Origin of the sequence: Kineothrix sp. IPX-CK (genome assembly GCF_039134705.1) — a bacterium.
Lineage (GTDB): Bacteria > Bacillota > Clostridia > Lachnospirales > Lachnospiraceae > Kineothrix > Kineothrix sedimenti.
This window is the reverse complement of record NZ_CP146256.1, coordinates 3,279,260-3,304,140: the sequence shown is the minus strand read 5'-3', so window position 1 is coordinate 3,304,140 and position 24,881 is coordinate 3,279,260. Positions and strand designations below refer to the sequence as shown.

The following is a 24,881-nucleotide window of genomic DNA, read 5'->3' as shown; positions in this document are numbered from 1 at the left end:
ATTATCACTAAGTAATCCTGGCTTTTCAATATATTAACTGGCTAACAATGGATTTTGCGCATAATGTCCCAAGCCATTTCGGAAAGTCAATAGCTTACGTACATTCAATGCTGCAATTTTGCATCCAAAGAAAAATCCACTCCGGATTTTTCCACGGACAGCCATACGATCTACCTGATACTGACTTCTCAAAATAGAAGGAATGGTCTCAACCCCGTTGCGTAGTCGAGCGAATGCCTTGAATTCGTCAGTTTTCATGTAACGTCGTGTTTTGGCACGATATTGTGCGGTAGCAGATAGGTCCACTGAACAGACATTTTTATATACTTTAACTCTACATTCATCCTTATGCGGACAGCCTAGACAGAGTTCCTTTATAAAGGATGCATGCACATGCCCATTGCTACTAGAACAGCAGCAGCTTTTCGGAGAATATCCAGCCGGACATTTCAGGATTCGGGTGCCTTCTTTATTCATTTCGAAATCAGCATAAATATCTGGTACCTCTTTTCCGGTTAAATCAGTGGTAACCAATCGGATATTTTTAGCGGCTGCCAGACTTGTGTTCTCTGCTCCACTATACGCGCCATCTGTAATAAGGATTGTAGTTTCCTTTTGTGATTCTGTTTGTTGTAAATGATCTTTGAGAAACTGACTGTCACTATAAGTATTGGGTTCGAATTGATAATCCGTAACTACAGAACCGTTTTCACCGACTGATTCTTCGAAATTTGCCACATAGCCCCGATGTTTCTTACCAGCTTTTTCACGATAGGTTGCATCTGGATCAGCTGGATTTTGAAGCATGGATGAAGAAAATCCACCATCTTCTTTGTTACGAAGCTTTCTTACTGAATTCTGAACGACTGTTTGTTCAGAAAGGCATCTTATTAAAAGTTGATACTCCGTAATCTCATCATAGTCAGAATTGCATAACTCCAATAGTTTTTCTGCATCACAGAGAATAGAATGGATGCGCTCGTCCGTCCCAGTGCTGTCATTGTAGTAAAATGTTTGGTTGAAATCATTTGGATTATAGTAATGCTCCAAACCTTCCAGTATATCATTTCTGTTTTCCTTGTGAATGTATGCTACAAGTTTTGCTACACAGGTATAAAGTAGCTCTGCACGGCTAAGGTTTTTGATGTTTGCTTCAATCATCAGAGAATCCATTCGCTTCATGCGGGGATTTATATTCATCATCTTAGCAATCTTACTGCTTAAGTCTGCTACGCATTCATGCATTAAGTTCGTTCCATAAGCAGACTCGTAATCATAGCAGCGTTTTCTAAAACGAGAAAGTGTTTTATCACTTAGAGGCTGTTCTTCATAACTGGTGGTATGCAATGCATACTGATATCTTGGGTCAAGCATTAGATTTTCTACAACTTCATCGTCGGAAATTTGGAACAGTTCTTTAATAATAAGTGCGCCTACGCAGATATTCACTGGTGTATTGGATCGACATTGGGTTCTGGTTGAGTAAAGCACATGAAAACGTCCTTCATCTATAAAGGGAAAAATCTCTTCCGCAAAGATTTTAGCCCATGAGTTTTCCATTGCTTTTTTCTCACGAGTTGTTAATGTATTTGTGATATCTGTTAACGAGTATTGTTGTGAACTATTGGTATGGAATGCCATTAAAACACCGCCTTTCTGCTATATTCATTATAACAGAAAGCGTCAAAAAATAAATGTGTGTAATTTTCAAGGTACTAAAGGGGGGGTATTTGACCCCAACATCATCCTATTATATAAAATAAGAGCAGGCGTAAGCCTGCTCGGAAGTTTGCGGGGCGACTTTATGACTTAGAAGAAGTAGCGGCGCTGTATTTTTGATATTGAGAAGTAAAATATTCGATCTTATGAGAAACCTTCAGTAAATGCTTTTGCATTTCCTCCAATTTTTCCTCTACATTTTTTTTGTGTTCCTGCAGCATATCACATCGCTGCTTTAAAGTGACTTCGCCTTCCATACTCAGCTTGACAAAATCTTTTATTTGCTTTATGGACATACCGGTATTCTTCAGGCAGCAGATTAATCCGAGCCATTCCAGATCATCCTCCGAATAGTGCCGTATCCCGCTTTCGCTTCGTTTTACGAAGGGCAGTAAGCCTTCTCTTTCATAATAGCGTAAGACATGCGCCTTTAAATTTGTTTTTTCCGATACTTGCTTGATAGAATAGTCCATAAAAGTTCTCCTCCAAATATTTATGTTACTGTTCACTCCGTTCACAGCAACCCATGATGTTCTGCAATGCAAACTTTTTGCATTTAAATTCGCTTCGCGAAGCAGAAATCATCTCCTGAATCACGTTCTTACGCAGCTTAACAGCAAGTGTTAAGCTGCTGTGTGAACAGTAACAATATTTATACTATATTTTACTTTTTTATATTGACTTGAAGTTAACGTTAAGGTTTATAATTTCATCATACGTTATATTTAGCTATTTATCAATATAAATTTAAGGAGGTTCTGGAATGAAATCACTAAGAGATGGTTACGAATTACATAATGGAGTGAAAATCCCATGTGTAGGGTTCGGCACATATCAGATACCAAATGGAGAGTCTGCGGTATCTGCTGTGAAAAATGCCCTTGGATCAGGTTATCGTCATATTGACACCGCGGCAGGGTATGGCAATGAGGAGAGTGTCGGCATTGCGGTAAAGCAAAGCGGCATCAGCAGAGATGAGATTTTTATTACCAGTAAGCTGCAAAACCCGGAACATGGTTATGAAAATACAATGAGAGCATTTGAACAGACGATGAAAAATCTGGATATGGATTATTTGGATTTATATTTGATTCATTGGCCCAACCCGATTAAATTCAGAAACGAATGGCAGTCGGCGAATGCAGGAACATGGAAAGCCTTTGAAGAATTATATAAGACTGGCCGTATACGCGCCATAGGAATCAGTAATTTTCATCCCCGTCATATAGATGAGCTTATGAAAACCGCAACGATTGAACCCATGGTAAATCAAATACGTCTTTGCCCCGGAGATACACAGGATGAGGTTGTGAGCTATTGTAAGGAACGTAATATCGTATTGGAGGCGTATAGCCCTCTCGGAACAGGGCAGCTTTTTGAAGTGCCTGATATGCAGGCTATTGCGCAAAAATATGGGAAAACTATTGCACAGATAGGGATCCGGTGGAGTCTGCAGAAGGGATATTTACCTCTGCCTAAGGCAGTATCGGAATCCCACATAAGAGAGAATGCCGATATTTTTGATTTTGAACTTTCCGAACAGGATGTTCAGGTTATTTCAGATTTAAAGGGATGCTGCGGGTATTCTCAGAATCCGGATTTGGCTACTTTTTAAAATATTTCGCAGGAAGGAATATATGTGATGTTGAATTTTGATTTACACATCCCTACACGTATTTTATTCGGCAGGGATACACACAAGGAAATCGGTACTTTGTTACAGCCCCATGCCAAGAAGGTGTTGCTTCACTTCGGCGGGACCAGTATTAAAAAAAGCGGCTTGTATGATGCGGTAACTGCCTCCTTGAAAGAAAGTGATCTGGAATTTGTTGAGCTTGGAGGTGTGGTTCCCAATCCCCGGGTATCTCTGGTCCGTGAAGGGATCGCCCTTTGCAGAAAAGAGGGTGTAGATTTGATTCTCGCTGTGGGCGGAGGCAGCGTCATTGATTCGGCGAAAGCCATCGCCATGGGCGTATGCTGCGAAGGTGATGTATGGGAGCTCTATGAACAGCAAAAACCGATTACAAAAGCGCTGCCGGTTGCAACGATTCTGACGATCCCGGCGGCAGGCAGCGAGTCCAGCAACGGTACGGTAGTTACTAACGAGGAGAAACAGATGAAGCTTGGGTATGGAAGTGTTCATCTGCGCCCTTTGCTCAGTGTCATGAATCCGGAATTGTTCTTTACATTGCCCAAAAATCAAATAGCAAACGGTGTAGCTGATATGATGAGTCATATCTTTGAGCGTTATTTTACAAATACGGTGCATACTGATTTGACAGACGGATTATGTGAGACAACGCTGAGAACTATTATGAAAAATGCTGTGCGTGTATTTTCGGATGTTCGCGACTATGATGCATGGTGCCAGGTTGGATTTGGAGGAACAATAGCCCATAATGATTTGCTGGGACTTGGCCGTGAACAGGATTGGGCCTGCCACGGTATGGAGCACGAGCTTAGTGCTATCTATGATGTAGCTCATGGTGCCGGACTGGCCGTATTGACTCCCGCCTGGATGCAGTACGTTTATAAGACGAATGCTAACATGTTCGTCCAGTTTGCGGTAAATGTAATGGGAGTGGAAGGCAGCTACCGCGATCCCGACGCCATTGTGATGGAAGGTATTGCACGTCTGCGCGGTTTCTATAAGAAAATGGGGCTTCCATCTACCCTTTCGGAGCTTGGCATTGACGAAAGTAAACTGGAAGTGATGGCAAAAAAAGCAACGGGAGAAACTTATGGCGCCGAGCAGCCTCTTGGCAACTTGAAGAAACTGTACTGGCAGGATGTGCTTGAAATTTATAAGCTCGCTAAATAAAACATAATATAAAAGGAGAAAAACGATTATGAAAACTATGAAATTAGGACAATCGAATTTACAAGTGCCGGTGATTGCGGTCGGCTGTATGCGCATGAAAGATCTGAATAAAAAAGATGCTGAGCATTTGGTGCAGACCGCTTTAGAGGACGGTGCTAATTTTTTTGATCATGCCGATGTCTATGGCAGGGGAGCAAGCGAAGAAATATTTGCGGACGCCATTCATATGAACGATACTGTGCGCGAAAAGATTATCCTGCAATCCAAGTGTGGAATCAGGAAGGTGGAGAATACCTTTGATTTTTCCAAGGAGCATATATTAGAGTCGGTAGATGGAATCTTAAAACGCCTGAAAACCGATTATTTGGATGTTCTTCTCCTGCATCGTCCGGATGCATTGGTTGAGCCGGAAGAAGTTGCCGAGGCATTTGATAAGCTCTATAGCAGTGGAAAGGTTCGAAACTTTGGTGTATCCAATCACAATCCTATGCAAATACAGCTGCTTCAAAAATCGTTGAATCAGCCTATCGTGGCAAACCAACTGCAGTTGAGCATCACCCATGCCACTATGATTTCATCGGGTATCCATGTCAATATGCTGGATGAGACGGCAGTTAACCGCGATGGAAGTATATTAGATTTCTGCCGTTTGAACGATATCACAATACAGCCGTGGTCACCTTTCCAATACGGATTTTTTGAAGGTGTTTTCTTAGATAATGAGAAGTTCCCGGAGCTGAATGCCAAGATTAATGAAATTGCCGCTAAATATGAAGTGACGAACACCACGATCGCGTTGTCCTGGATCCTGCGTCATCCTGCACATATGCAGCCTGTAACAGGAACAATGAATCCCGAGCGGTTAAAAGATTGTATAAAGGCAGCAGATATTTATTTGACTCGTCAGGAGTGGTATGACATTTATCGCGCGGCGGGGAATATTCTGCCTTAAGTTCGTAACATTCGGGTTCCTGGTCATATAAATATTATATTATTTATCCCTCAATAGAAGGTCTGATGACCGGTCTGTTGAGGGATATCTTTGTGTGAAGTATATACTTGGGTGTTTCTGAAAACCACATTAAAAATACTGAGCCAAAAGCACAAAAATGAGTTATAATAGTGTAACATATTGTGATTTTATTAATTTCCATAATTAAGCGATACAAAGAGGAGGTCATTCAATGGCATATCGCAATCTGCAAAGTTTCCTGAGAAAACTGGAAGAGCACAATGAATTAATAAAGATAGATGTTCCGGTATCTACGGAACTGGAAATGACGGAGGTGGCGGACAGAGTCAGCAAAGCGCAGGGACCGGCTTTATTATTCCAAAATGCGGAGGGTTATGATTATCCTGTGGCAATGAATGTAATGGGCAGCGAAAAGCGTATGAGCATGGCACTTGGAGCGGACAACCTGGATGACATTGGAAGGGAAATAGAGAAATACCTGAATCTGGAGAATTATCTTTCTGTTTCCGGTCTGGTAAAAAGTATTCCCCGGTTGCTTCGGCTTTTGCATGTGTTTCCCCGCCGGAGCTTTCGTAAAGGAAACTGTCAGCAGGTAATCGAAAAAGAACCGGATTTGTTTTCTCTGCCAGTACTGAAATGCTGGCCGCAGGATGCTGGCCGTTTTTTTACGCTTCCTCTCGTGTTTACAAAGGAGGCGGGAAGCCGTCGGCAGAATGTGGGCATGTACCGTATGCAGATTTTGGACCGGACTAGCACAGCCATGCACTGGCATAAGCACAAGGACGGCTCGGAGATATTTCAGTCGTATGCGGCGGAGGGACGTAAGATGCCGGTGGCGGTTGCCCTCGGGTGCGACCCTGCAATTACGTATGCGGCGACCAGTCCGCTTCCAAAGATGATAGATGAGATGATGTTTGCGGGCTGGCTTAGAAAGGCCCGGGTGAAACTGGTGAAGTGTATTACCAATGATATTTATGTTCCGGCAGATGCTGAATTCGTACTGGAGGGTTATGTTGATACGAAGGAAGATTTGGTAAGGGAAGGCCCCTTTGGGGACCATACCGGTTATTATTCGCTGGCGGATGAATACCCGCGGTTTCATGTGACCTGTATAACTCATAGGAGAGAACCGGTCTATCCGGCTACCGTTGTGGGTAAGCCTCCCATGGAGGACTGCTATATGGCGAAGGCTACGGAACGTATTTTCCTGCCCTTTCTGCGCCTGCAGATTCCGGAACTGGCAGACATGAACCTTCCGCTTGAGGGTGTATTCCATAACTGTGCGATCGTTTCCGTAAGGAGCCGTTACCCCGGCGCCGCGCGCAAGGTGATGAATGCGATATGGGGTATGGGACAGATGATGTATACAAAAATGATCGTCACGGTGAACGAGTCCGTGGATGTGCGCGATCTTTCCAAGGTGCGGGACGTGGTTCTGCAAAATGTCAGAGGAAGGGAAAGCCTTTTCTTTTCTAATGGACCGCTGGATGCTCTGGACCATTCTTCCGGCACGGCCTTATACGGATGCCGCCTCGGCGTGGATGCGACAGAAAACGGTATTTCGCAGGAAAAAGAGGTGGAAAACAGCTTTATTGTTATTTCGGTGAAGAAGGAGTATAATTTCCAGGGAAGAAAAACGCTGGAAGAATACCTTCCCGTACATTCGCAGAAGTTTGTTATCTGTGTGGATGACAGTGTGGATGCGGGCGATCTGTCTACGGTGATGTGGAAGGTTTTTAACAATATCGACGCTTCCAGAGATATAGTTATTCTCGGACAGAAAATCGGTGTGGACGCTACGAGGAAGCTTCGGGGGGAAGGTCTGTCCCGAGACTGGCCGGATGATATTGTCATGTCGGAGGAGATGAAACGGATAGTCAGCGAAAGGTGGATGGAGTATGGAATTGACGGCAGTTCTAAAAAAGGGAATAAAAAAAATAAATGATTATGGAAAGCTTGTGATGTTTTCACACACGATTTTTTCCTTCAGCTTCGCGCTGATTTCTATGGTGCTCGCGGCTAACGGGCTGCCGGAGCTCTCTGTTCTTCTTTGGATACTCATATGCTTTATGGGAGCGCGTACCGGAGCGAATGCCATTAACCGTGTGATCGATGCGAAGATCGATGCGAAGAATCCGCGCACGGCAAACCGGCAGATTCCCCAAGGTGAAATGAAGGCGGGCGAGGTAATCATTTTTACGGCGATCTGCTTTTTGTTCATGTTGTTTGGGGCGTATAAGCTGAATTGGCTGTGCTTTGCATTGTCGCCGGTGGCGTTGTTTTTGCTGATTATTTATTCTTATTGCAAGCGATTTACCTATTTGTGCCATTTGGTACTGGGTGTTACCTGTGCCTGTGCACCTGTCGGTGCGTGGCTTGCGGTTACGGGGCGGTTTGCGTTTCTTCCGCTGGTCATGGGAGCGGCCAATACCCTTTGGGTCGCGGGGTTTGATATTATTTACGGTTGTCAGGATTACGATTTTGACAAGCGCAGTGGTCTGCATTCCATTCCGGTGAAATTCGGGGTAAAGGGTGCTCTGGCAATCGCTTGTCTGTTTCATATAGGGACGCTGTTTTGTCTGATTTTAATAGGGATTTTAGTACCGCAGTTCGGACTGATATATTATATCGGTGTCGGCTTGATCGCCGTTTTGTTCGTGGCAGAGTACCGCATGGTGTCTCCCACGAATCTGACAAACGTCAATATTGCATCCTACAGCATTAATCAGATAGTTAGCATAACATTGCTGGTATTTGGACTTTTAGACGCTTTTATTTAAGAAGGATGGGTATAAGGTTGAAAGGAGCACGGGTATAAAAATGAAGAAAATAATACTCGGATTGACCGGAGCGAGCGGCGGCGTTTATTTTCTGCGCCTTGCGCAGCTTTTGTCCATGCAAGAGGTGGAACTGCATATAATCGCATCATCTAACGGAGAAAAAGTATTGCAGTACGAAACCGGTGTTTCGCTGAAAGAGCAGGTGAAGCTGTGGGGCGGAAACGGAGCAGAGATTGTACTAGAGGATAATCACAATCTGTTTTCCGCCACGGCCAGCGGCTCCAGCGGTTTCGAAGCGATGGCGATCGTTCCCTGCTCCATGTCGGCGCTGGCAATGCTGGCTCATGGGATTACGGAAACGCTGCTTACCCGCGCCGCAGATGTTATGCTGAAGGAAAGGCGCACGCTCGTGTTGGTACCGCGGGAAACACCGCTTTCTACGGTGCATTTGAAGAATATGACAGAGCTTTCCCAGATGGGAGCCACTATTCTCCCTGCTATGCCGGGATTCTATGGACGGCCCCGGACGATGGAGGAACTGGTGGATTTTATCGCGGGCAAGACTTTGGACAGTCTTGGAATCGAAAATACATATTATAAAAGATGGGAAGGTAAATATGAAGAATAAAATTGTTGTAATGACTGCGTTATTAATTCTGCTGCTTACAGCAGCAGGCTGCTCGAAAAAGGAGGATGCTGCGGTTTCTGCCGCCGGGGATAAGACGCTGCTGCGCATCGGAATGATGTCCTCCTCGGATGTAATTCCCTATGTTCTCATAAACGAAAACAAGCTTTCGGATAAATATAATTTTGAATTGGATCTGCAGGTTTTTACATCGGCAAAGGATAGGGATGCGGCATTTCAGGCAGGGGAGCTGGATGGAGTGCTTACGGATTATATCGGCGTGTGCATGTATCAGAATGCAGGCTTCGATGTGAAGATCACAGGTATTACGGACGGAGATTATATTCTGGTGGCCGGGAAGAACAGCGGCATCACCGATATAAGCCAGATAAAGGGAAAGAGCATCGCAATTTCGGAAAAAACACTGATAGAATATGTTCTCGACAATATTTCTGCGGAAAACGGTTTAGCGGATACCGAGGTGGTAAAGGAAATAGTTCCCCGAATCCCGGATCGTCTGGAGCTGCTTAGAAACGAGCAAATAGATCTTGGTCTGCTGCCGGAACCCTTCGCTACACTGGCGCTTTCAGACGGAGCGGTCCGGCTCGGAACTGCCAATGAATATGGACTTTATCCGGCCGTCTCGGCATTTTCTAAGACGGCACTGGATGAGAAAAACGAGGCTGTCAGAAACCTATACAAGGCTTATAACGAGGCGGTAGACTATATGAATAGTACGGATATTCGGGAATATGAAAAAACGGTCATCGAGGCGGTAGGTTATCCCGAAGAGATGCTGGGAGAGATTACGATAAAGCCGTTTCGTGTTAGCGAGCTTCCCCCTGAGGAGGATGTAGCTGCGGCGGTGCTCTGGGCCAGCGAAAAGGGGCTATGCGAGTCTGCGCTTACCTATGAGCAAATGACTTTTGATGTTTATGGAGAGTAGGAAAGGTTGAAAGGATCATAGGTATAAAAATGCTTAAAATAGATGATATTTCCGTAAGTTATCGGACTAAGGGCGGAGAAGTGCCGGTTCTTAAGCGTTTTTCTCTCTGTCTTGAACAGGGAGAAGTGCTGGCGGTGCTGGGGCCTTCCGGATGCGGTAAATCGACCTTGATCCAGGTGCTGGCAGGTATGCTTCCTGCAGACGGCGGTACAATAACGGTTTCTGAGGACGGCAAAGAGATTCTTCATAATCCGAAAACTCAAAAGATTGCGGTTATTCCTCAGAATTGCGGTCTTCTGCCATGGAAAACCATCCGTCAGAATTGTCTGCTGCCGCTTAAACTGCACAAGCTTCCGGCAGATGAAAAGAAGCGGGCGGAGCTTGAGGAGACTTGCCGCTCTTTGAAAGTAGATGCTTTGCTGAACCGGTATCCGGGAGAGCTTAGCGGCGGTCAGGTACAGCGTGTGGCTTTGGCCCGTGCATTTTTGCAGGAACCGGATCTTCTTTTGATGGATGAGTCCTTTTCCTCATTGGACGAGATTACCCGCTTTGATGCATGGGAACTTTTTCTGAAGATCTGGCGGCAGAAACGGCCCACCACCATATTGGTCACCCATAGCATGGAGGAAGCCCTGTATCTGGGGGAGAAAATTGCGGTGCTGGACAGGGAAGAGGGAAGGCTGCTCAAGCAGATGGATAACCCATATTTTGGACAGAGAAAGACGCAGGGTGAGGACTTCCTTCAGATAAGGGGGATGCTGCGGGACCTACTTAAAACCGTTAATGAAGGAGAGGCACCATGAAGAAACTGCTGAACCAAATCTGTCTTTTTTTAGAAGGCTTTCTGCTGATCAATGTCATCTGGTATATCGGTTATCTGACGGTGCAAACTACCGTGATTCCTAATCCGCTAACGGTATATATGAATTTCGGCAAGGTGTTTGAAGACGATATTCTCATACATATTTTATATAGCCTGAACCGAATCGGGCAGGGCTTGCTTTTATCCCTTTTGATAGGGATTCCGGTGGGGATTGTTATGGCGTATTCATATAGAGCCAATAGAATATTGTATCCTCTTGTCTATTTCAGCTATCCGATACCCAAGACCGCTTTGCTGCCAATCGCTATGCTTCTATGGGGAATGCGGGATGGTTCCAAAGTGGCCATTATCTTTCTGATTATTGTATTCCAAGTAATTGTTGCGGTTCGGGACAGCGTACAGAACATCGATCCATCTCTGTATCTGGTTACAGTGAGCGCCGGAGCTACTAAGGGGCAGATCGTCCGGCATGTGACGCTTCCGGCGATCATGCCCGAGCTTTTGACCAGCCTGCGGGTTTCTTTAGGAACGGCAGTTTCCGTTCTTTTTTTCGTGGAGGGGTATGGAACGAGACATGGAATGGGTTATTATATCGTGGACGCATGGTCGCGTATCGATTATATCGGCATGTACAGCGGTATCATCGTGATTTCGATTGTGGGATTTTTGCTGTTTGCGGCGGTGGATTTTCTTTCCGGCAGGCTTTGCGCCTGGAAGTGATCCATAATATTGAAAAATGTTAAAATGTAACGAAAAAAGGAGTGTTAGTGATGCCAATTTATAAAGTCCTTGCGAAAAGCATACGGGAATATACAACGCCTTCAATTAAAGCGCCCGTATATGTTTCGTTCGAAGTAATAATGGAGTGTATCATACCGTTTATTATAGCGATGCTGGTGAATCAGATCAAAGCGGGAAGCGAATTCGGGGTAATTGCCGGATATGGCCTTATTTTAGTGCTTATGGCAGCCTTGTCCCTGACCTTCGGGACCCTTGCAGGAATGTCCTGTGCCACCGCCTCCAGCGGTTTCGCACGCAATTTAAGAAAGGATTTGTTTTATAGGATCCAGACCTATTCCTTTGAAAATATCGATAAGTTTTCCACTTCCTCTTTGGTAACGAGAATGACGACGGACGTATCCAACGTGCAAAATGCTTACATGATGATTATCAGAACGGCGATACGCTGTCCTCTGATGCTGGTATTTTCTTTTACCATGGCCTTTGTCATGGGAGGGAAGATGGCATTTATCTTCCTGTTCGTAATACCGGTATTGGGGATAGGCTTGTATCTGGTCATCCGGAAGACAATACCCTTGTTCCGGAAGGTATTCCGTAAATATGACGCGCTGAACAATTCCATTCAGGAAAATGTAGCAGGAATTCGGGTGGTAAAGTCTTATGTGCGGGAGGATCATGAAAAAGAGAAATTCGAAAGAGCGGCGGAGGATGTTTGCAGAGATTTTACCAGAGCAGAAAAAATACTGGCCTTTAATAGCCCTCTGATGCAGTTTTGTCTTTATACGGTTATGATATTTGTGCTCTATTTCGGTTCTTATACCATTATTACCTCGCGGGGACTGGATCTGGATGTGGGACAGTTTTCCGCCCTGCTTACTTATAGCTTTCAGATTTTAAGCAGCCTGATGATGCTCTCCATGGTGTTCGTTATGATAACCATCGCAGGAGAATCGGCACACCGTATTGTGGAGGTATTAAACGAGGAAAGCACGATGAAAAGTCCGGAGGGAGGTCTGCTCCTCGTAAAAGACGGCTCTGTGGATTTTGAACATGTGAGCTTTAAATATTCCAAAGAAGCGGAGCGTATGGCCCTGGAGGGAATCGATCTGCACATAAAATCGGGAGAAACCATAGGAATTATCGGAGGAACCGGCTCTTCCAAGTCTTCGTTGATTCAGCTCATTTCCCGCCTTTACGATACGACGGAGGGAGTTGTGAAGGTAGGCGGTGCGGATGTGCGAGAGTACGACCTGGAAGCACTTCGAAATCAAGTGGCGGTGGTATTGCAGAAAAACGTATTGTTTTCAGGAACGATAAAAGAAAACCTCCGATGGGGCAGCAAGGACGCTTCGGACGAGGAACTGGAGGAGGTCTGCCGACTGGCGCAGGCTGATGAATTCATATCCCGCTTTCCCGAGAAGTATAACACCCACATCGAGCAGGGAGGAACCAATGTGTCGGGCGGGCAGAAGCAGCGCCTGTGTATTGCCAGAGCACTGTTAAAAAAGCCTAAAATACTCATACTGGACGATTCTACCAGCGCGGTGGATACAAAGACGGATGCATTGATCCGAAAAGCTCTTAGGGAGTATATTCCTGAGACGACAAAGATTATTATCGCACAGAGAACGGCATCCGTAGAGGATGCGGACCGCATTATCGTTATGGAGGGCGGAACGATTCTCGCCATTGGGACTCATCAGGAATTGCTTGCAGGCAATGAGGTATATAGGGATGTTTATATATCCCAGAATAAGGCAGGTGAGTAGTGTGAAAAATAATAGAATCGTAAAAAAGGGCGTGTTGAAGCGCTTGATCAGAATAATGTTTGGATTTTATCCGGTCATGCTGCCTATTGTAGTGGTGTGCATTATTTTCAATGCAGTAATTTCTTCCATCCCATCTATATTCATGCAAAATATTATTGCCTTGGTGGAACGCTCCTGGCAAAAAGGTGATTGGCAGTCAGTGGCGGCCCGGATTACCGGCTTTGTGCTCCTGCTGGCAGTCTGCTACATCCTTTCGCTGGCGGCGGCCTTTGCCTATAACCGGATGATGGCGGTTATTACTCAGGGTTCTTTGAAAAAGCTTCGTGTGAAAATGTTCCGCGGAATGCAGAATCTTCCGGTTCGCTATTTTGACTCGAATAATCACGGAGATATTATGAGTTACTATACCAATGACATTGATACCCTTCGCCAGATGATTTCACAAAGCATACCACAGCTAATGATGTCCGGCATTGCAGTTATGACTTTGTTTTGTATCATGATGTATTACAGCATTTGGATGACTTTTGTAGTTTTGCTTGGCGTATTCATCATGTATCGGGTTACCAAAAAGGTGGGCGGAGGCTCCGCGAAATATTTCCTGCGTCAGCAGGTGGCTCTCGGTAAGGTGGAGGGCTTTGTGGAAGAAATGATGAACGGCCAGAAGGTCGTGAAGGTATTTGGCCATGAGGAGGAAAGCAAATCGGAGTTTGACCGCATCAATGATTCACTTTTTTCGGATGCGGAGCGGGCAAATAAGTATGCCAACACGCTGGGGCCGATACTGAATAATATCGGAAATATGCTTTACGTAGTAGTAGCGCTGACGGGAGGTTTTTTCCTGCTTGCCAAGGTGCCTAATGTGAGCTTTTCCGGATTAGCCTTCGGTATCAGCATTGTCGTTCCTTTCCTGAACATGACAAGACAGTTTGCGGGCAATATTAACCAAGTGTCTCAGCAGATTAACGCAGTTGTTATGGGACTGGCGGGAGCCTCCAGAATCTTCGGGCTGATCGATGAAGAACCGGAGCCGGACGAAGGCTGCGTGACTTTGGTAAATGCCAGGGAAGTGGACGGAGAAATCGTGGAATGTGCTGAGCGTACAAAAATGTGGGCGTGGAAGTATCCTCACGGCGACGGCTCCGTTACGTATACGAGGCTGGCCGGAGACGTGAGAATGGAGAATGTAGACTTTGGCTATGTTCCCGATAAGACAATTCTTCACGATATTACCTTGTATGCGGAGCCGGGGCAGAAGATTGCCTTTGTAGGCGCTACCGGCGCCGGTAAAACGACGATTACGAATCTGATAAACCGTTTTTATGATATAGCGGAGGGTGAGATTCATTATGACGGCATAAATATCAATAAAATAAAAAAGACAGATCTTCGTCATTCTCTCGGTATTGTTTTACAGGATACCAACCTGTTTACCGGAACCGTTATGGAAAATATACGGTACGGCAAGCTGGATGCTTCGGACGAAGAGTGCAGGGAGGCGGCGAAGCTGGCGGGAGCCCACGATTTCATTACCCGGCTGCCGCAAGGCTATGAAACGCTTCTTGCCGGCAACGGGGCGAATCTGTCGCAGGGGCAGAGGCAGTTATTAGCTATTGCCAGAGCGGCCGTGGCGGATCCGCCGGCTATGATTCTGGATGAAGCCACATCTTCCATCGATACCCGTACGGAGGCTATTGTTCAGCGGGGCATGGATGCCTTGATGAAGGGCCGTACTGTGTTTGTAATAGCGCACAGACTTTCTACGGTAAAGAATTCCGACGTGATTATGGTGCTGGAACATGGACGTATTGTTGAAAGAGGCAGCCATGAGCAGTTGATCGCGCAGAGAGGTAAATATTATCAATTGTATACAGGAGCTTTTGAATTAGAATGAATAAGGAGAGGATACTATGGCAAAATGTTATCGTTCGGAGTTAGTCGGAGCCTTCGGCTGCCCCATTGATGAGAACCCCACCGGAGTGATGGAGGAAGCGGCGTTTCGTGAAATGAGTCTGGATTACAGATATTTGACCGTGAAAGTAAATCCCGGAGATTTAAAGGCGGCGATTGAGGGAGTAAAGGCCTTTCAGATGAAAGGAATCAACCTGACTATTCCGCATAAGGTGGAAGTGCTCAGGTATCTCGATGAACTTTCCCCCGCAGCAAGTATTATCGGCGCGGTGAATACGGTAATCAACAGAGAAGGAAAGCTTTACGGCGAAAATACGGACGGTAAGGGCTTTCTGCAATCTTTGGAAGATGAAGGCATCTCTCCGCTGGGGAAACGAATCACAGTGATAGGTGCAGGAGGGGCGGCGAGAGCGGTCGCGGTGGAATGCGCGCTGGCGGGTGCCGAAAAGGTTATAATAATTAACAGAGATGAGGTGCGGGGTAAGGAACTGGTAGATTTGCTGAAAAGCAGGACCAAAGCGCAGACACAGTTTATCCCGTTCATAAAAGGGATGGACATACCGGCGGAGACGGATATTTTGGTGAACGCCACATCCATAGGCCTGTATCCTGACTGTGATAAGAAGCCTGAGATAAATTATGATACGATAACGAGTAAAATGACAGCAGCAGATGTGGTATTTAACGATCCCAATACGAGGTTCCTTGCGGAGGCAGGAAAGAGAGGCGCAAAGGCAATCAACGGCCTTGGAATGCTGGTAAATCAAGGCGCGCTGAATTTCGAGTTATGGACCGGGGTGAAACCGCCGGTGGATGTGATGGTAAGGACATTAAAAGAGGAATTCGATTTGTAAGACGATATACTTTGCGCGGCATGAAGACGCCGAAAGGAGAGAGCTTGAAAAAGGATTTTATTTTGATGGATCAGGTATCCTTTTCTTTTGGGAGGCAGCAGGTTTTGAAGAAAGTCGATCTCTCGCTGGAACAAGGAGTTTCCTACGCTTTAATCGGGAAATCGGGTTCCGGCAAAACGACGATGCTGAATTTGATCGCCGGATTTTTAAAGCCTGACGAGGGAACGGTGAGCATTAACGGGACAAGGGTGTCAGGACCGAGGAAGGAAACGGCATTTCTTTTTCAGGAGTTAGGACTCTTTCCATGGCAGACGGTAGAGGAAGCGGTTGCTATGCCTCTCAAGCTGAGGGGCGGGAAGCAGGGGGTGAAAGAGGCTGTCTATTGCCTGCTTGAGAAAATGGGACTAGAAAAGCATGGGAACAAGTATCCGCAGGAGTTGAGCGGAGGAGAACAGCAGAGGGTAGCGCTTGCGAGAACTTTAATCGGCGGTCCCGATATTATCTTGATGGACGAGCCTACTTCCGCGCTGGATGCGGTAACTAAGGAAGAACTGCAGAGAGTGATCAGGGAGGAACAGCAAAGGCGGGGGATGACGCTGTTTTTCGTGACACACGATGTGGAGGAGGCAATGCGGCTAGGGCAGTATGTCCTCATTTTGAAAGAGGACGGAAAGGTAGAACAGAGAGAGAATCTCTGTTATTTTACCAAAGATGCCAGAAAACAGTTAGGTTTTTATGAGGAATGTATTGAATTAAGGAAGCTGTTAAAAATGGAGAAAGAAGGATAAAGAGGCGTATGGCTATTCGAGCGGGGGCTAAGGAAAGAACGGGGAAGTTTGTTAAGAATCAGTGTTTAGGCTTTGTCAGCTTTCTTATTTTCTGGGAGATCTGTCATCTGCTTTTAAATACTCATACGGTGCCCTCTCCCCTGGAAACGCTTGCGTACATGCTGACGGTTCCGGGAAAGCTGATCCTTCATTGCGGTGCCAGCCTGCTGAGAGTTCTGGCGGCAATTGGTATTTCTCTTATAATAGGAGTTCCGGCAGGCATGCTTCTGGGTGTAAACGAGACGTGCAAGAATCTGTTGTCTCCCTTTTTATATTTCATTTATCCTATGCCGAAGATTGCATTTCTCCCGATTTTTATGCTGCTGTTCGGCCTCGGGAATACCTCTAAGATAATCCTGATGATTTGGATCATCATATTTCAGATGATTTTATCGGTCAGGGACGGTGTGGAACAGATTTTACCGCTGCATTTTAAAGTGATGGACAGCTTTTGCGCCGCATCCGGACAAAGATACCGTTATTTGATTTTTCCGGCGATTCTTCCGCAGATTTTTTCGGGGCTGCGCATCAGTATCGGGATTACGCTGGCTTCCTTATTCTTTGCGGAAAATTATGCGGCCACATACGGTATCGGCTATTATATTTTAAGCGCATGGACGAAAATGAATTATGTGGAAATGTTCGGGGGAATTCTGGCAATCGGTCTATTAGGAATAATATTGTTCGATTTATTAGATTCATTAGAACGTTTCAGCGCGCCGTGGCTAAAGAGAAATGCCGCAGCGCGCTGAGAGAACTTTTATTATGGAAGAAAGGAAAAGTCGGTAAGCTCTTCATAGGTATAGCTTTTGCCGATTAATTCCTTATTCTTGGTCCATTCGATAATATGCTCGAATTGGTCCTCAGCAATGGCGCCCGCATAGGCGAAGGTTCCGTTCTGACTCGCGAGGTAGCCGCCGATCGCTTCCGGGAACTGGTACTGAGCGAGCAGATCGCTGTATTTAGAAGCATCGGTTTCGTTCATGTAATCGATGGCGGCATTGTAAGCGGAATAAAATGCTTTTACCGCTTCCGGTTTGTTTGTGATAGTATCTTCAGTAAACATAATGACACCGCCTTTTATGCCGGCTTCTTTCGAACTGCCGAGCAGATGAGCACCTTGCTCGACCAGCATTCCGGCCTGCGGCTCCGTGAAGACGACCCCGTCGATTTGATCCGACATCAAGGCCTCCGATCTTCCTGAGAAGGAAGGGATTTCTACGATTTCATATGAAAAGCCGTATTCGGCGGCAAACTCATCCATAATATATTCCAAAATAAAGTTAGGAACGAGAGAAACCTTCTTTCCGCTCAATTGTTCCATAGATGTAATTCCGGAATTGGGAGAAGAAAGTATTTTAAAATCTTCGCTGATATCCGAGGTGATTTTCATGGGAATGCCGTTATCAGCAAAAGCCGCGGCAGTCATAACATCACCGATGGCAGCATCCAGAGACATCGCTTGAACAGCGGCGTTTCGGTCGTTAGGGGAAGAAAAAGACTGCAAGGTCACTTGTAAACCGGCCTCGTCAAAAAAGCCTTTTTCCTGAGCCAGAATCAGAGGAATGGAAGATTCTGCAGGAAGGATGCCTACATTTAATTCTTCCGTTGCGGAAGCAGTGCTTTCTGACGTGTTTTCAGCAGTGTAAATGATTTTTTCATAATAAAATAAAATTCCTTTCTATCTTCTCGTTATTTTTTATCCCACAATTTCTTTAAATGCGGTCAGGTCCATAAAATATGGAACGACGGTACGATTTAAAAGAAGAGGATCTGTCTCTTGCATATTTGGTCCCTTGCTTGTAGTGAAAGCCAGGAGGAAGCCCTTTGACTTGAGAAGCGAAACGTTGCGGTCCTCGAATAAGCCGAAGGGATAGGCAAAGGTATCCTTTGCATCGACTATAGATTGTGCGTTACAGCGGTCCAGATCTTCGGAAAACTCCAAATCGTCAGCCTCTATCAGCTTACCGACTGCAACACTTGATCTTGTGTGGAAGGAGTCGGTATGATTGGCGTATTCGAAGACATCTGCCATCTCTTCCAGCTCATTTTGCGTCAGGCATACGGATTTCTCCGGCATAAATGTGGACTTTTCGCTGTTCAGCCAGCCGGAGACTACGAAGACAACCCCGTGAAATCCGTATCTTTTTAAGAGGGGGTAAGCGTAACGAGCGATAGACTGATAGCAGTCATCGAAGGTCAATAGTACGGACTTATCCGGTAACGTTGCTTTATCATAATAGTAATTTCTAACCTCTTCAAGCGTTAAGGTATGGTAGCCGTTTTCATGCAGGTATTCCATTTGCATAACGAAGTTTTCTAAAGTGATGAATAGCGGAGCGGGTAAATTGTCTTCATAATCCTGTCTTACTTCGATAGGGTGTTTCTGCTCGGGAGAGAACATAGTTCCCTCGCGGATTTCATGATATACAAGGGCTGTAAATGACATTGTGGTATACTCCAATCCGGTTTTGAATTTGCAGAAGTTAAAACCAATCATAAAGTATAGCACAGAGAAAAGCAAAATGATAGATTAAAATTCGCGGGTCAGGTGATTTTAAAATTGACAAACAAGAGGGAACGATTTATAATCTAGTTAGTCGCAACTAACTGAAAGCTTACTTAAACTATGCATAATGTAATGCGTTCTTAGAATACTTTGAAATAATAAATGATTCATAAATTTAACGAGGTGGATAATGGGAGAAAATGAAAAGAAAACGGACTATGGTAATTGGGTGCCGGATAAAATGATGCGGAAAATGTGGGGAGCAGCAGGTGTGATATTCCTGCTGTGGATCATAAATTGGATTTTTTTAAGAAGTACGATATTTGCTATAATTTTTGGCTTCTTTTTCCTGTTTATGCTGGCAGTGAGTATCTATATGCAGAGATGCAAAGCCATTTTTTCTTTTGAAAAAGGCGGGCTCATGGGAGAAATACACGAATATCTTGTAAATCGTCTTCCGTATAATGGGGATGGAACCCTTCTCGATATCGGATGCGGTGCAGGTGCATTAACGATACGCTGCGCAAAGCGTTTCCCCGAAGCCAGGCTGCAAGGAGTGGATTATTGGGGAAAAGAATGGAACTATGCGAAGGAGCAGTGTGAAAGTAATGCGGCAGCGGAAGGTGTTTCTGACAGAGTGCTTTTCGAGGAGGGGGATGCGGCAAATTTGAAGTATCCGTCGGAAAGCTTCGATGCGGCAGTCAGTAACTTCGTGTTCCACGAGGTAAAAACGCAGCCGGATAAACGACTTGTAGTCAAAGAGGCGCTGCGGGTCGTGAAAAAGGGCGGTGCCTTTGCATTTCAGGACCTTTTTGGTATGGAAGCTCTTTATGGGGACATGGAGGCGTTTGTAGAGGAGCTGAAGGCAGGAGGCATTCAGGAAATTCATTATATTGCCGATATTGAGAGGCTTGGTTTTGTACCTAAGTTCGTACAGGCGCCGTGGATGCTCAAGGGCATAGGAATCATATATGGAATCAAATAGGTTAAAACATCTGTGTTCATTTCCCGATTTCGTTCTCGTCCTTTGCCTCAAATACTAGATCAAAATAGATTTGCTGGTCACCGCCAATCATACCTTTACAGGAAGGGTATGGTTGGCGGTGATTTAATTGGTTAATTCCATATATCGATGCTCTTCTCATTTCCTGTTACCGGCATTGCCATGCCATTCCTAAAGGTTTAAGTATATATCAAAAAGTATAAAAAGATTGCTTTTTGATATTATTCGTGATAAATTATTAATAGACCGACCGTCGGTCTAAAGTGATATAAAGGGAGAGTCATACATGAGAACAGTAAAAGAACATAATGAAAGATTACATGAAATACTGGATACCGCACAAAAGCTTTTCGCGGAAAAAGGATATGGAAAATGTACTGTAAATGATATTTTAAATGAAATAGGCATAGCAAAGGGAACCTTTTATCATTATTTCAAGTCGAAAGAGGAGGTGCTGGATGCCATCATAAATCGTGCTGCAGGGCAGGTACTCGAGAGGGCGCAGGAGGTGGCAGCTAATACGGACTTTACTCCGGAGGAGAAGCTGTATCATATTTTTATGGCGATGCGGATGGAAGAGGAGACCGATACGATGCTGATCGAGGAGATGCATCGAATGGAAAATGCGCTGATGCACCAGAAATCTCTGACCACGGTAGTTACGCTGACGGTACCGGTTCTTGCAGCGGTAATAGAGGAGGGGAATAGAAGCGGAGTCTTTTGCTGTGATTATCCGGAAGAATATATGCAGATATTTATGGCGTCGGCGGTGACGCTTTTGGACGATGGTATTTTTGGTTTTTCACCGGAACAACAAAGGGGTATCTTCAAGGCGTTGATTTTTACACTCGGAAAAATGCTGGGGGTTGATGAGCAAGCGTTGTGGGAAAAGGCAGCAGGGCATTGGATGTAGCAATGTGTGCAGGCGTTCGGAAAGGAATGGTTAGCAAGATGAAAAAATTCAGCATCATATGGGCAGGAGAACTGATTTCCAATATTGGAAGCGGTATGACCGCCTTTGCTCTTTCTGTCTATGTATACCGGTTGACGGAAAGCGTGAGCTTTGTTTCCCTGGTGACTTTATTAGCATATCTGCCGACAATTTTGTTAAGCCCTGTCGGAGGCGTTCTGGCAGACCGTTATGACAGAAGACTTTTAATGATTTTGGGGGATTTGTGTTCGGGGCTCGGTTTGCTTTATATACTAATATCCATTCAGAGCGGGAGCCGGAGCATTGCGCCGATTTTAATAGGAGTGACTGTGAATGCGGTATTCGTCGCCCTCCTGGAGCCGTCCTATAAGGCTACGGTTACGGATCTGCTGACGGAGGAGGAATATGCTAAGGCCAGCGGCATGGTACAGATAGCAGGAAATGCCAGATATCTGATTTCGCCTGCCGTTGCGGGAATCCTTCTTGGGTTGGCCGATATCCGGCTGATTCTGCTGATCGATATCGGAACCTTTTTTCTGACGGTATCTACGGTGGCGGCGGTGAGAAAGACCTTAAGGAAGCCTTTAACCAGAGAGAAAACAAAAGGAATGATAAGGGAGCTAAAGGAAGGATTTCTGCTGATTGTCCGAGATGGCGGCATCATGGCACTTGTGGCGATTATGGCTCTTATTTGTTTCTTCGTGGGCTTCATACAAATATTGACTCCGCCCATGCTTCTTGCCATCAGCGATGCGAAGACGGTGGGAATTCTTGCGTCCGTCAGTGCGGTGGGACTGTTAATAAGCAGCGTCATCATCGGATTATTTGGCATTAAGAAAAGGCAGGCGGATGTATTGTTTCTGTCGGCGGCCGCAGGCGGCGCTTTTATGGCGCTTACCGGCGTAAGTATCAACCTGATTTTTGCGGGAACTGCGTTGTTTCTGTTCTTTTTTTCTATTCCTTTTATCAATACATGTGCGGATGTACTACTTCGGGTCAGCATACCGCATGAGCTCCAGGGAAGAGTATGGGGGATGGTAAGCTTGCTGACTCAGGCGGGAACAATCCTCGCCTATGCCATAAGCGGTGTACTTGCCGACCGGATGTTTGAGCCGCTCCTCGAGGAAGAGGGACTGCTATCGGACAGCGTGGGTAAAATCATCGGTACAGGGCAGGGCAGAGGTATTGGTTTCCTGCTCGTTCTGTCAGGGTTAGGTATGGTGTTAGCGGCTGTCACGGCGGGCAGGAGCAGAAAGCTTCGCACAATCAGAATCAGTGGAGGAAGTGCTTATGCATCTGAAAATATTAAAGAATGACTGGAAGAAAAATCCGGGAAGCAATCTGTCTATGCTATTCTTCATGGCGTTATCGGGTGCGGTAACGGCAGTGTCTGTTTTGATGCTGGTACAGCTTCTTTCGTCAATTTCTTCATTGTATGAAAAGGCGCAGCCGCCTCATTTTCTACAGCTTCATAAAGGAGAAATCGTGCAGAAGGAAATTGATGCCTTCAACGAAGACTATCCGGGTATTACATACTGGCAGACGGTTCCTATGATAAATATAGAGGGAACCGATATTTTTACGGAGGGAGAAAAGAACTTTACTTTGGAGGACTGCCGGTTGGATATCGGGTTTGTAAGGCAGAATGAGAGCCATGATCTGCTATTGGATGAGAATAGAAACAGAATACGGCTGACGGATGGCGAAATAGGCATCCCTGTCATTTTATTAGACCAGTATCCCATCCGGCTGGGAGATAAAATTACGGTCCGGTTCGGTGAGAAGGAGAAAGAATTCACGGCGGCAGAATTTGTCCGCGATGCACAGATGAACTCCACTATGTGTTCTTCGACCAGATTTCTCGTAAGTGACGGGGATTTCGAGGAATTCTTCAGAAATGCTCCGGAAAGGGAATATATCATAGAAGCATGGTTTGAGGATACTGCTGCCTCGACGGCCTATCAGACAGCCTACGAACAGGCGCTCCTGCCCCGGAACGGGCAGGCGGTAACCTATTCTATGATTTTTCTCCTGAGCGCTATCACGGATATTACGACGGCAATGGTATTTCTTCTGATTGGTATTCTTCTGATATTCATTGCTCTTTTATGTATGAAATATACGATGACGGCGGCATTTGAAGAAGAACTGACAGAAATAGGAACTATGAAGGCCATGGGAATCCCCTTCACCGCTATAAGAGGATTATATCTTGGGAAAATGCGGATTCTGATGGCGGCAGGCATTTTTATCGGATATGTAACAGCGGTTTCGGGAGCTGGATTTTTTACTTCGCATATGAGCAGGACGTTTGGAAATCAGCCGGTATCCGGCGGAGCACTCTTTTTCTCGGGAGCGGCCTGCGTATTGGTGTATTTTCTTTTTAAACAGTATTGTAAAAGGATCCTGAAGAAATTAAGAGCGGTAACGGTCCTGGATGCGCTGGTAACCCAGAAAGGCTTTAAAAAGGAAAGAAGAGTTCAGGATAAGCTGCACTGTGCGAAACGGCTGCCTGTTAATTTAAGCGTGGGGCTTCAGGCGCTGCGGCAAAATCTGCCGGAATATGCGGTGGTTTTTCTCATTATGAGCATAACTGTTTTTTTCGTCCTTTTACCTCAGAATCTGGTAAGTACCATGAGTGCGAAGGAGTTCGTCACTTATATGGGAAGCAGTGTACACGATGCCATGATAGAAGTAGAACAGGGCGAGGGCGTGAAGGAAAGATGGAATAGAATGACGGGGATATTACAGCGGGAAGAGGGTATTTCCTTCTGGAGTACCCGCAGAGTGAGAATAAAAGCTTTGGATAGTGAGGGGGGGATCTTGAATCTGCATGTGGATGCCGGTAATGGCAGCGGTGATGGTCTCGCTTATCTGGAGGGAGAAGTACCCAAAGAGCAGGACGAAATTGCTCTTTCCCTTCTCCTTTCAGAACAGCTCGGAGCAAAAAATGGGGATACGCTCGTGCTTTTAACAGAAAATGGAAGGGAGACGTTTGCGGTGTGCGGCGTCTATCAGGACGTGACCAGCGGAGGAATGACGGCAAAGGCTGCCTGTGATTTTGTGAAGGAGGAAACGGAGCAGTACACGATCTATATAGATATGGAGCAGGGAATCGATAAAGAGGCGCTGGTTTCCAAATGGAGGGAGCAGGCAGGCAGAGGATATTCCGTGGAATTTATGGAAACCTTCGTGGAGCAGACCCTTGGGGGTGTGACAAACCAGATAAGGAATGTCTCATTTATGGCTCTTAGCATTGGTATTCTGTTGATAATAGCAATTATTCTTCTGTTTATGAAGCTCCGCCTTGCGGGTGAAGCTTCTCAGATCGCGTACAAAAAGGCACTTGGAATACCGCTATGGGATGTGCGCCTGCAGGAGCTGTATCCAGTGTATTTTGCCGCCTTTGGAGGGACTGTTGTGGGGATGGCGGCTGCAAATACATTTGGAGATTCTTTGGCAGGCTTATTTCTGTCTTTTCTGGGTTTAGGGATAAAGAGCATTCATTTTACCTTGAATCCGCAGACAGCGTGGCTGATTACTCCGCTGCTTCTGTTTCTTACGTCTGCGGCGGCAGGAGGATTGGCGGCAGGAAGGATAAGCAAATTGGAAGCGGTAGAGTATATGAACGAGTGAGTGGAGAAGGAAG

General features: G+C 45.6%; 22 protein-coding genes. 18 read left to right on the top strand and 4 right to left on the bottom strand.

From position 1 onward, the window contains the following. Positions 1-33: 33 nt before the first annotated feature. Positions 34-1,641 carry a transposase gene (locus V6984_RS15800; RefSeq protein ID WP_342756543.1) on the bottom strand — a complete coding sequence of 536 codons (1,608 nt, stop codon included), beginning with the start codon at positions 1,639-1,641 and terminating at the stop codon, positions 34-36. Between the two features lie 161 nt (positions 1,642-1,802). Beyond that, positions 1,803-2,192, bottom strand: a complete 390-nt coding sequence (locus V6984_RS15795) for a MerR family transcriptional regulator (protein ID WP_342756569.1) — start codon at positions 2,190-2,192, stop codon at positions 1,803-1,805. Positions 2,193-2,482: 290 nt separating this feature from the next. Between V6984_RS15795 and V6984_RS15790 the strand changes: the two genes are divergently transcribed. The 14 genes from V6984_RS15790 (at position 2,483) to V6984_RS15725 (ending at position 17,541) form a co-directional block, all read left to right on the top strand. After that, positions 2,483-3,334, top strand: a complete 852-nt coding sequence (locus tag V6984_RS15790; RefSeq protein ID WP_342756568.1) for an aldo/keto reductase — start codon at positions 2,483-2,485, stop codon at positions 3,332-3,334. Positions 3,335-3,361: 27 nt separating this feature from the next. Further along, a complete protein-coding gene (locus V6984_RS15785) occupies positions 3,362-4,540 on the top strand; it encodes an iron-containing alcohol dehydrogenase (protein WP_342760027.1) in 1,179 nt (392 codons plus the stop codon). 28 nt (positions 4,541-4,568) lie between these two features. After that, positions 4,569-5,492, top strand: coding sequence for an aldo/keto reductase (locus V6984_RS15780; protein ID WP_342756567.1), 924 nt, complete (start codon positions 4,569-4,571; stop codon positions 5,490-5,492). Between the two features lie 232 nt (positions 5,493-5,724). Further along, complete coding sequence (locus V6984_RS15775) at positions 5,725-7,458, top strand: menaquinone biosynthesis decarboxylase (protein ID WP_342756566.1); 1,734 nt, start codon at positions 5,725-5,727, stop codon at positions 7,456-7,458. Further along, positions 7,412-8,293: a 4-hydroxybenzoate octaprenyltransferase gene (locus V6984_RS15770; RefSeq protein WP_342756565.1), complete on the top strand. Its 882-nt coding sequence runs from the start codon at positions 7,412-7,414 to the stop codon at positions 8,291-8,293. The genes V6984_RS15775 and V6984_RS15770 overlap by 47 nt, the downstream gene beginning before the upstream one ends. Positions 8,294-8,333: 40 nt before the next feature. Continuing rightward, positions 8,334-8,921, top strand: coding sequence for a UbiX family flavin prenyltransferase (locus tag V6984_RS15765; protein WP_342756564.1), 588 nt, complete (start codon positions 8,334-8,336; stop codon positions 8,919-8,921). Continuing rightward, entirely contained in the window at positions 8,911-9,864 is a 954-nt protein-coding gene (locus V6984_RS15760) for an ABC transporter substrate-binding protein (RefSeq protein ID WP_342756563.1), read from the top strand. Before V6984_RS15765 ends, V6984_RS15760 begins: the two co-directional genes overlap by 11 nt. 29 nt (positions 9,865-9,893) lie before the next feature. Then, the gene (locus V6984_RS15755) at positions 9,894-10,667 is read left to right on the top strand and encodes an ABC transporter ATP-binding protein (RefSeq protein ID WP_342756562.1); all 774 of its coding nucleotides are present in this window, start codon (positions 9,894-9,896) and stop codon (positions 10,665-10,667) included. Further along, positions 10,664-11,407: an ABC transporter permease gene (locus tag V6984_RS15750; RefSeq protein WP_342756561.1), complete on the top strand. Its 744-nt coding sequence runs from the start codon at positions 10,664-10,666 to the stop codon at positions 11,405-11,407. Before V6984_RS15755 ends, V6984_RS15750 begins: the two co-directional genes overlap by 4 nt. A gap of 50 nt (positions 11,408-11,457) precedes the next feature. After that, entirely contained in the window at positions 11,458-13,197 is a 1,740-nt protein-coding gene (locus V6984_RS15745) for an ABC transporter ATP-binding protein (RefSeq protein ID WP_342756560.1), read from the top strand. Next, on the top strand, positions 13,163-15,091 hold the full coding sequence (locus tag V6984_RS15740; protein WP_425324211.1) for an ABC transporter ATP-binding protein: 1,929 nt from the start codon (positions 13,163-13,165) through the stop codon (positions 15,089-15,091). Before V6984_RS15745 ends, V6984_RS15740 begins: the two co-directional genes overlap by 35 nt. 16 nt (positions 15,092-15,107) lie before the next feature. Continuing rightward, positions 15,108-15,962, top strand: a complete 855-nt coding sequence (aroE, locus tag V6984_RS15735) for a shikimate dehydrogenase (protein ID WP_342756558.1) — start codon at positions 15,108-15,110, stop codon at positions 15,960-15,962. Positions 15,963-16,066: 104 nt separating this feature from the next. Beyond that, positions 16,067-16,750: an ABC transporter ATP-binding protein gene (locus tag V6984_RS15730; RefSeq protein WP_342756557.1), complete on the top strand. Its 684-nt coding sequence runs from the start codon at positions 16,067-16,069 to the stop codon at positions 16,748-16,750. A gap of 8 nt (positions 16,751-16,758) precedes the next feature. Next, positions 16,759-17,541: an ABC transporter permease gene (locus tag V6984_RS15725; RefSeq protein WP_342756556.1), complete on the top strand. Its 783-nt coding sequence runs from the start codon at positions 16,759-16,761 to the stop codon at positions 17,539-17,541. Between the two features lie 11 nt (positions 17,542-17,552). On the opposite strand, the gene V6984_RS15720 is transcribed toward V6984_RS15725, so the two are convergent. Next, entirely contained in the window at positions 17,553-18,344 is a 792-nt protein-coding gene (locus V6984_RS15720) for an ABC transporter substrate-binding protein (protein ID WP_342760026.1), read from the bottom strand. A gap of 144 nt (positions 18,345-18,488) precedes the next feature. Then, positions 18,489-19,238, bottom strand: a complete 750-nt coding sequence (locus V6984_RS15715) for a polysaccharide deacetylase family protein (RefSeq protein ID WP_342756555.1) — start codon at positions 19,236-19,238, stop codon at positions 18,489-18,491. 250 nt (positions 19,239-19,488) lie between these two features. Here V6984_RS15715 and V6984_RS15710 point away from each other — a divergent pair, with 250 nt between their 5' ends. The 4 genes from V6984_RS15710 to V6984_RS15695 all read left to right on the top strand — a co-directional run bounded on the left by V6984_RS15710 (position 19,489) and on the right by V6984_RS15695 (position 24,868). Next, positions 19,489-20,283 carry a class I SAM-dependent methyltransferase gene (locus tag V6984_RS15710; protein ID WP_342756554.1) on the top strand — a complete coding sequence of 265 codons (795 nt, stop codon included), beginning with the start codon at positions 19,489-19,491 and terminating at the stop codon, positions 20,281-20,283. A 304-nt stretch (positions 20,284-20,587) separates the two neighbouring features. After that, the gene (locus V6984_RS15705; RefSeq protein WP_342756553.1) at positions 20,588-21,214 is read left to right on the top strand and encodes a TetR/AcrR family transcriptional regulator; all 627 of its coding nucleotides are present in this window, start codon (positions 20,588-20,590) and stop codon (positions 21,212-21,214) included. Then, entirely contained in the window at positions 21,184-22,548 is a 1,365-nt protein-coding gene (locus V6984_RS15700; RefSeq protein WP_342756552.1) for an MFS transporter, read from the top strand. Before V6984_RS15705 ends, V6984_RS15700 begins: the two co-directional genes overlap by 31 nt. Next, on the top strand, positions 22,523-24,868 hold the full coding sequence (locus V6984_RS15695; RefSeq protein WP_342756551.1) for an FtsX-like permease family protein: 2,346 nt from the start codon (positions 22,523-22,525) through the stop codon (positions 24,866-24,868). Before V6984_RS15700 ends, V6984_RS15695 begins: the two co-directional genes overlap by 26 nt. Positions 24,869-24,881 lie beyond the last annotated feature (13 nt).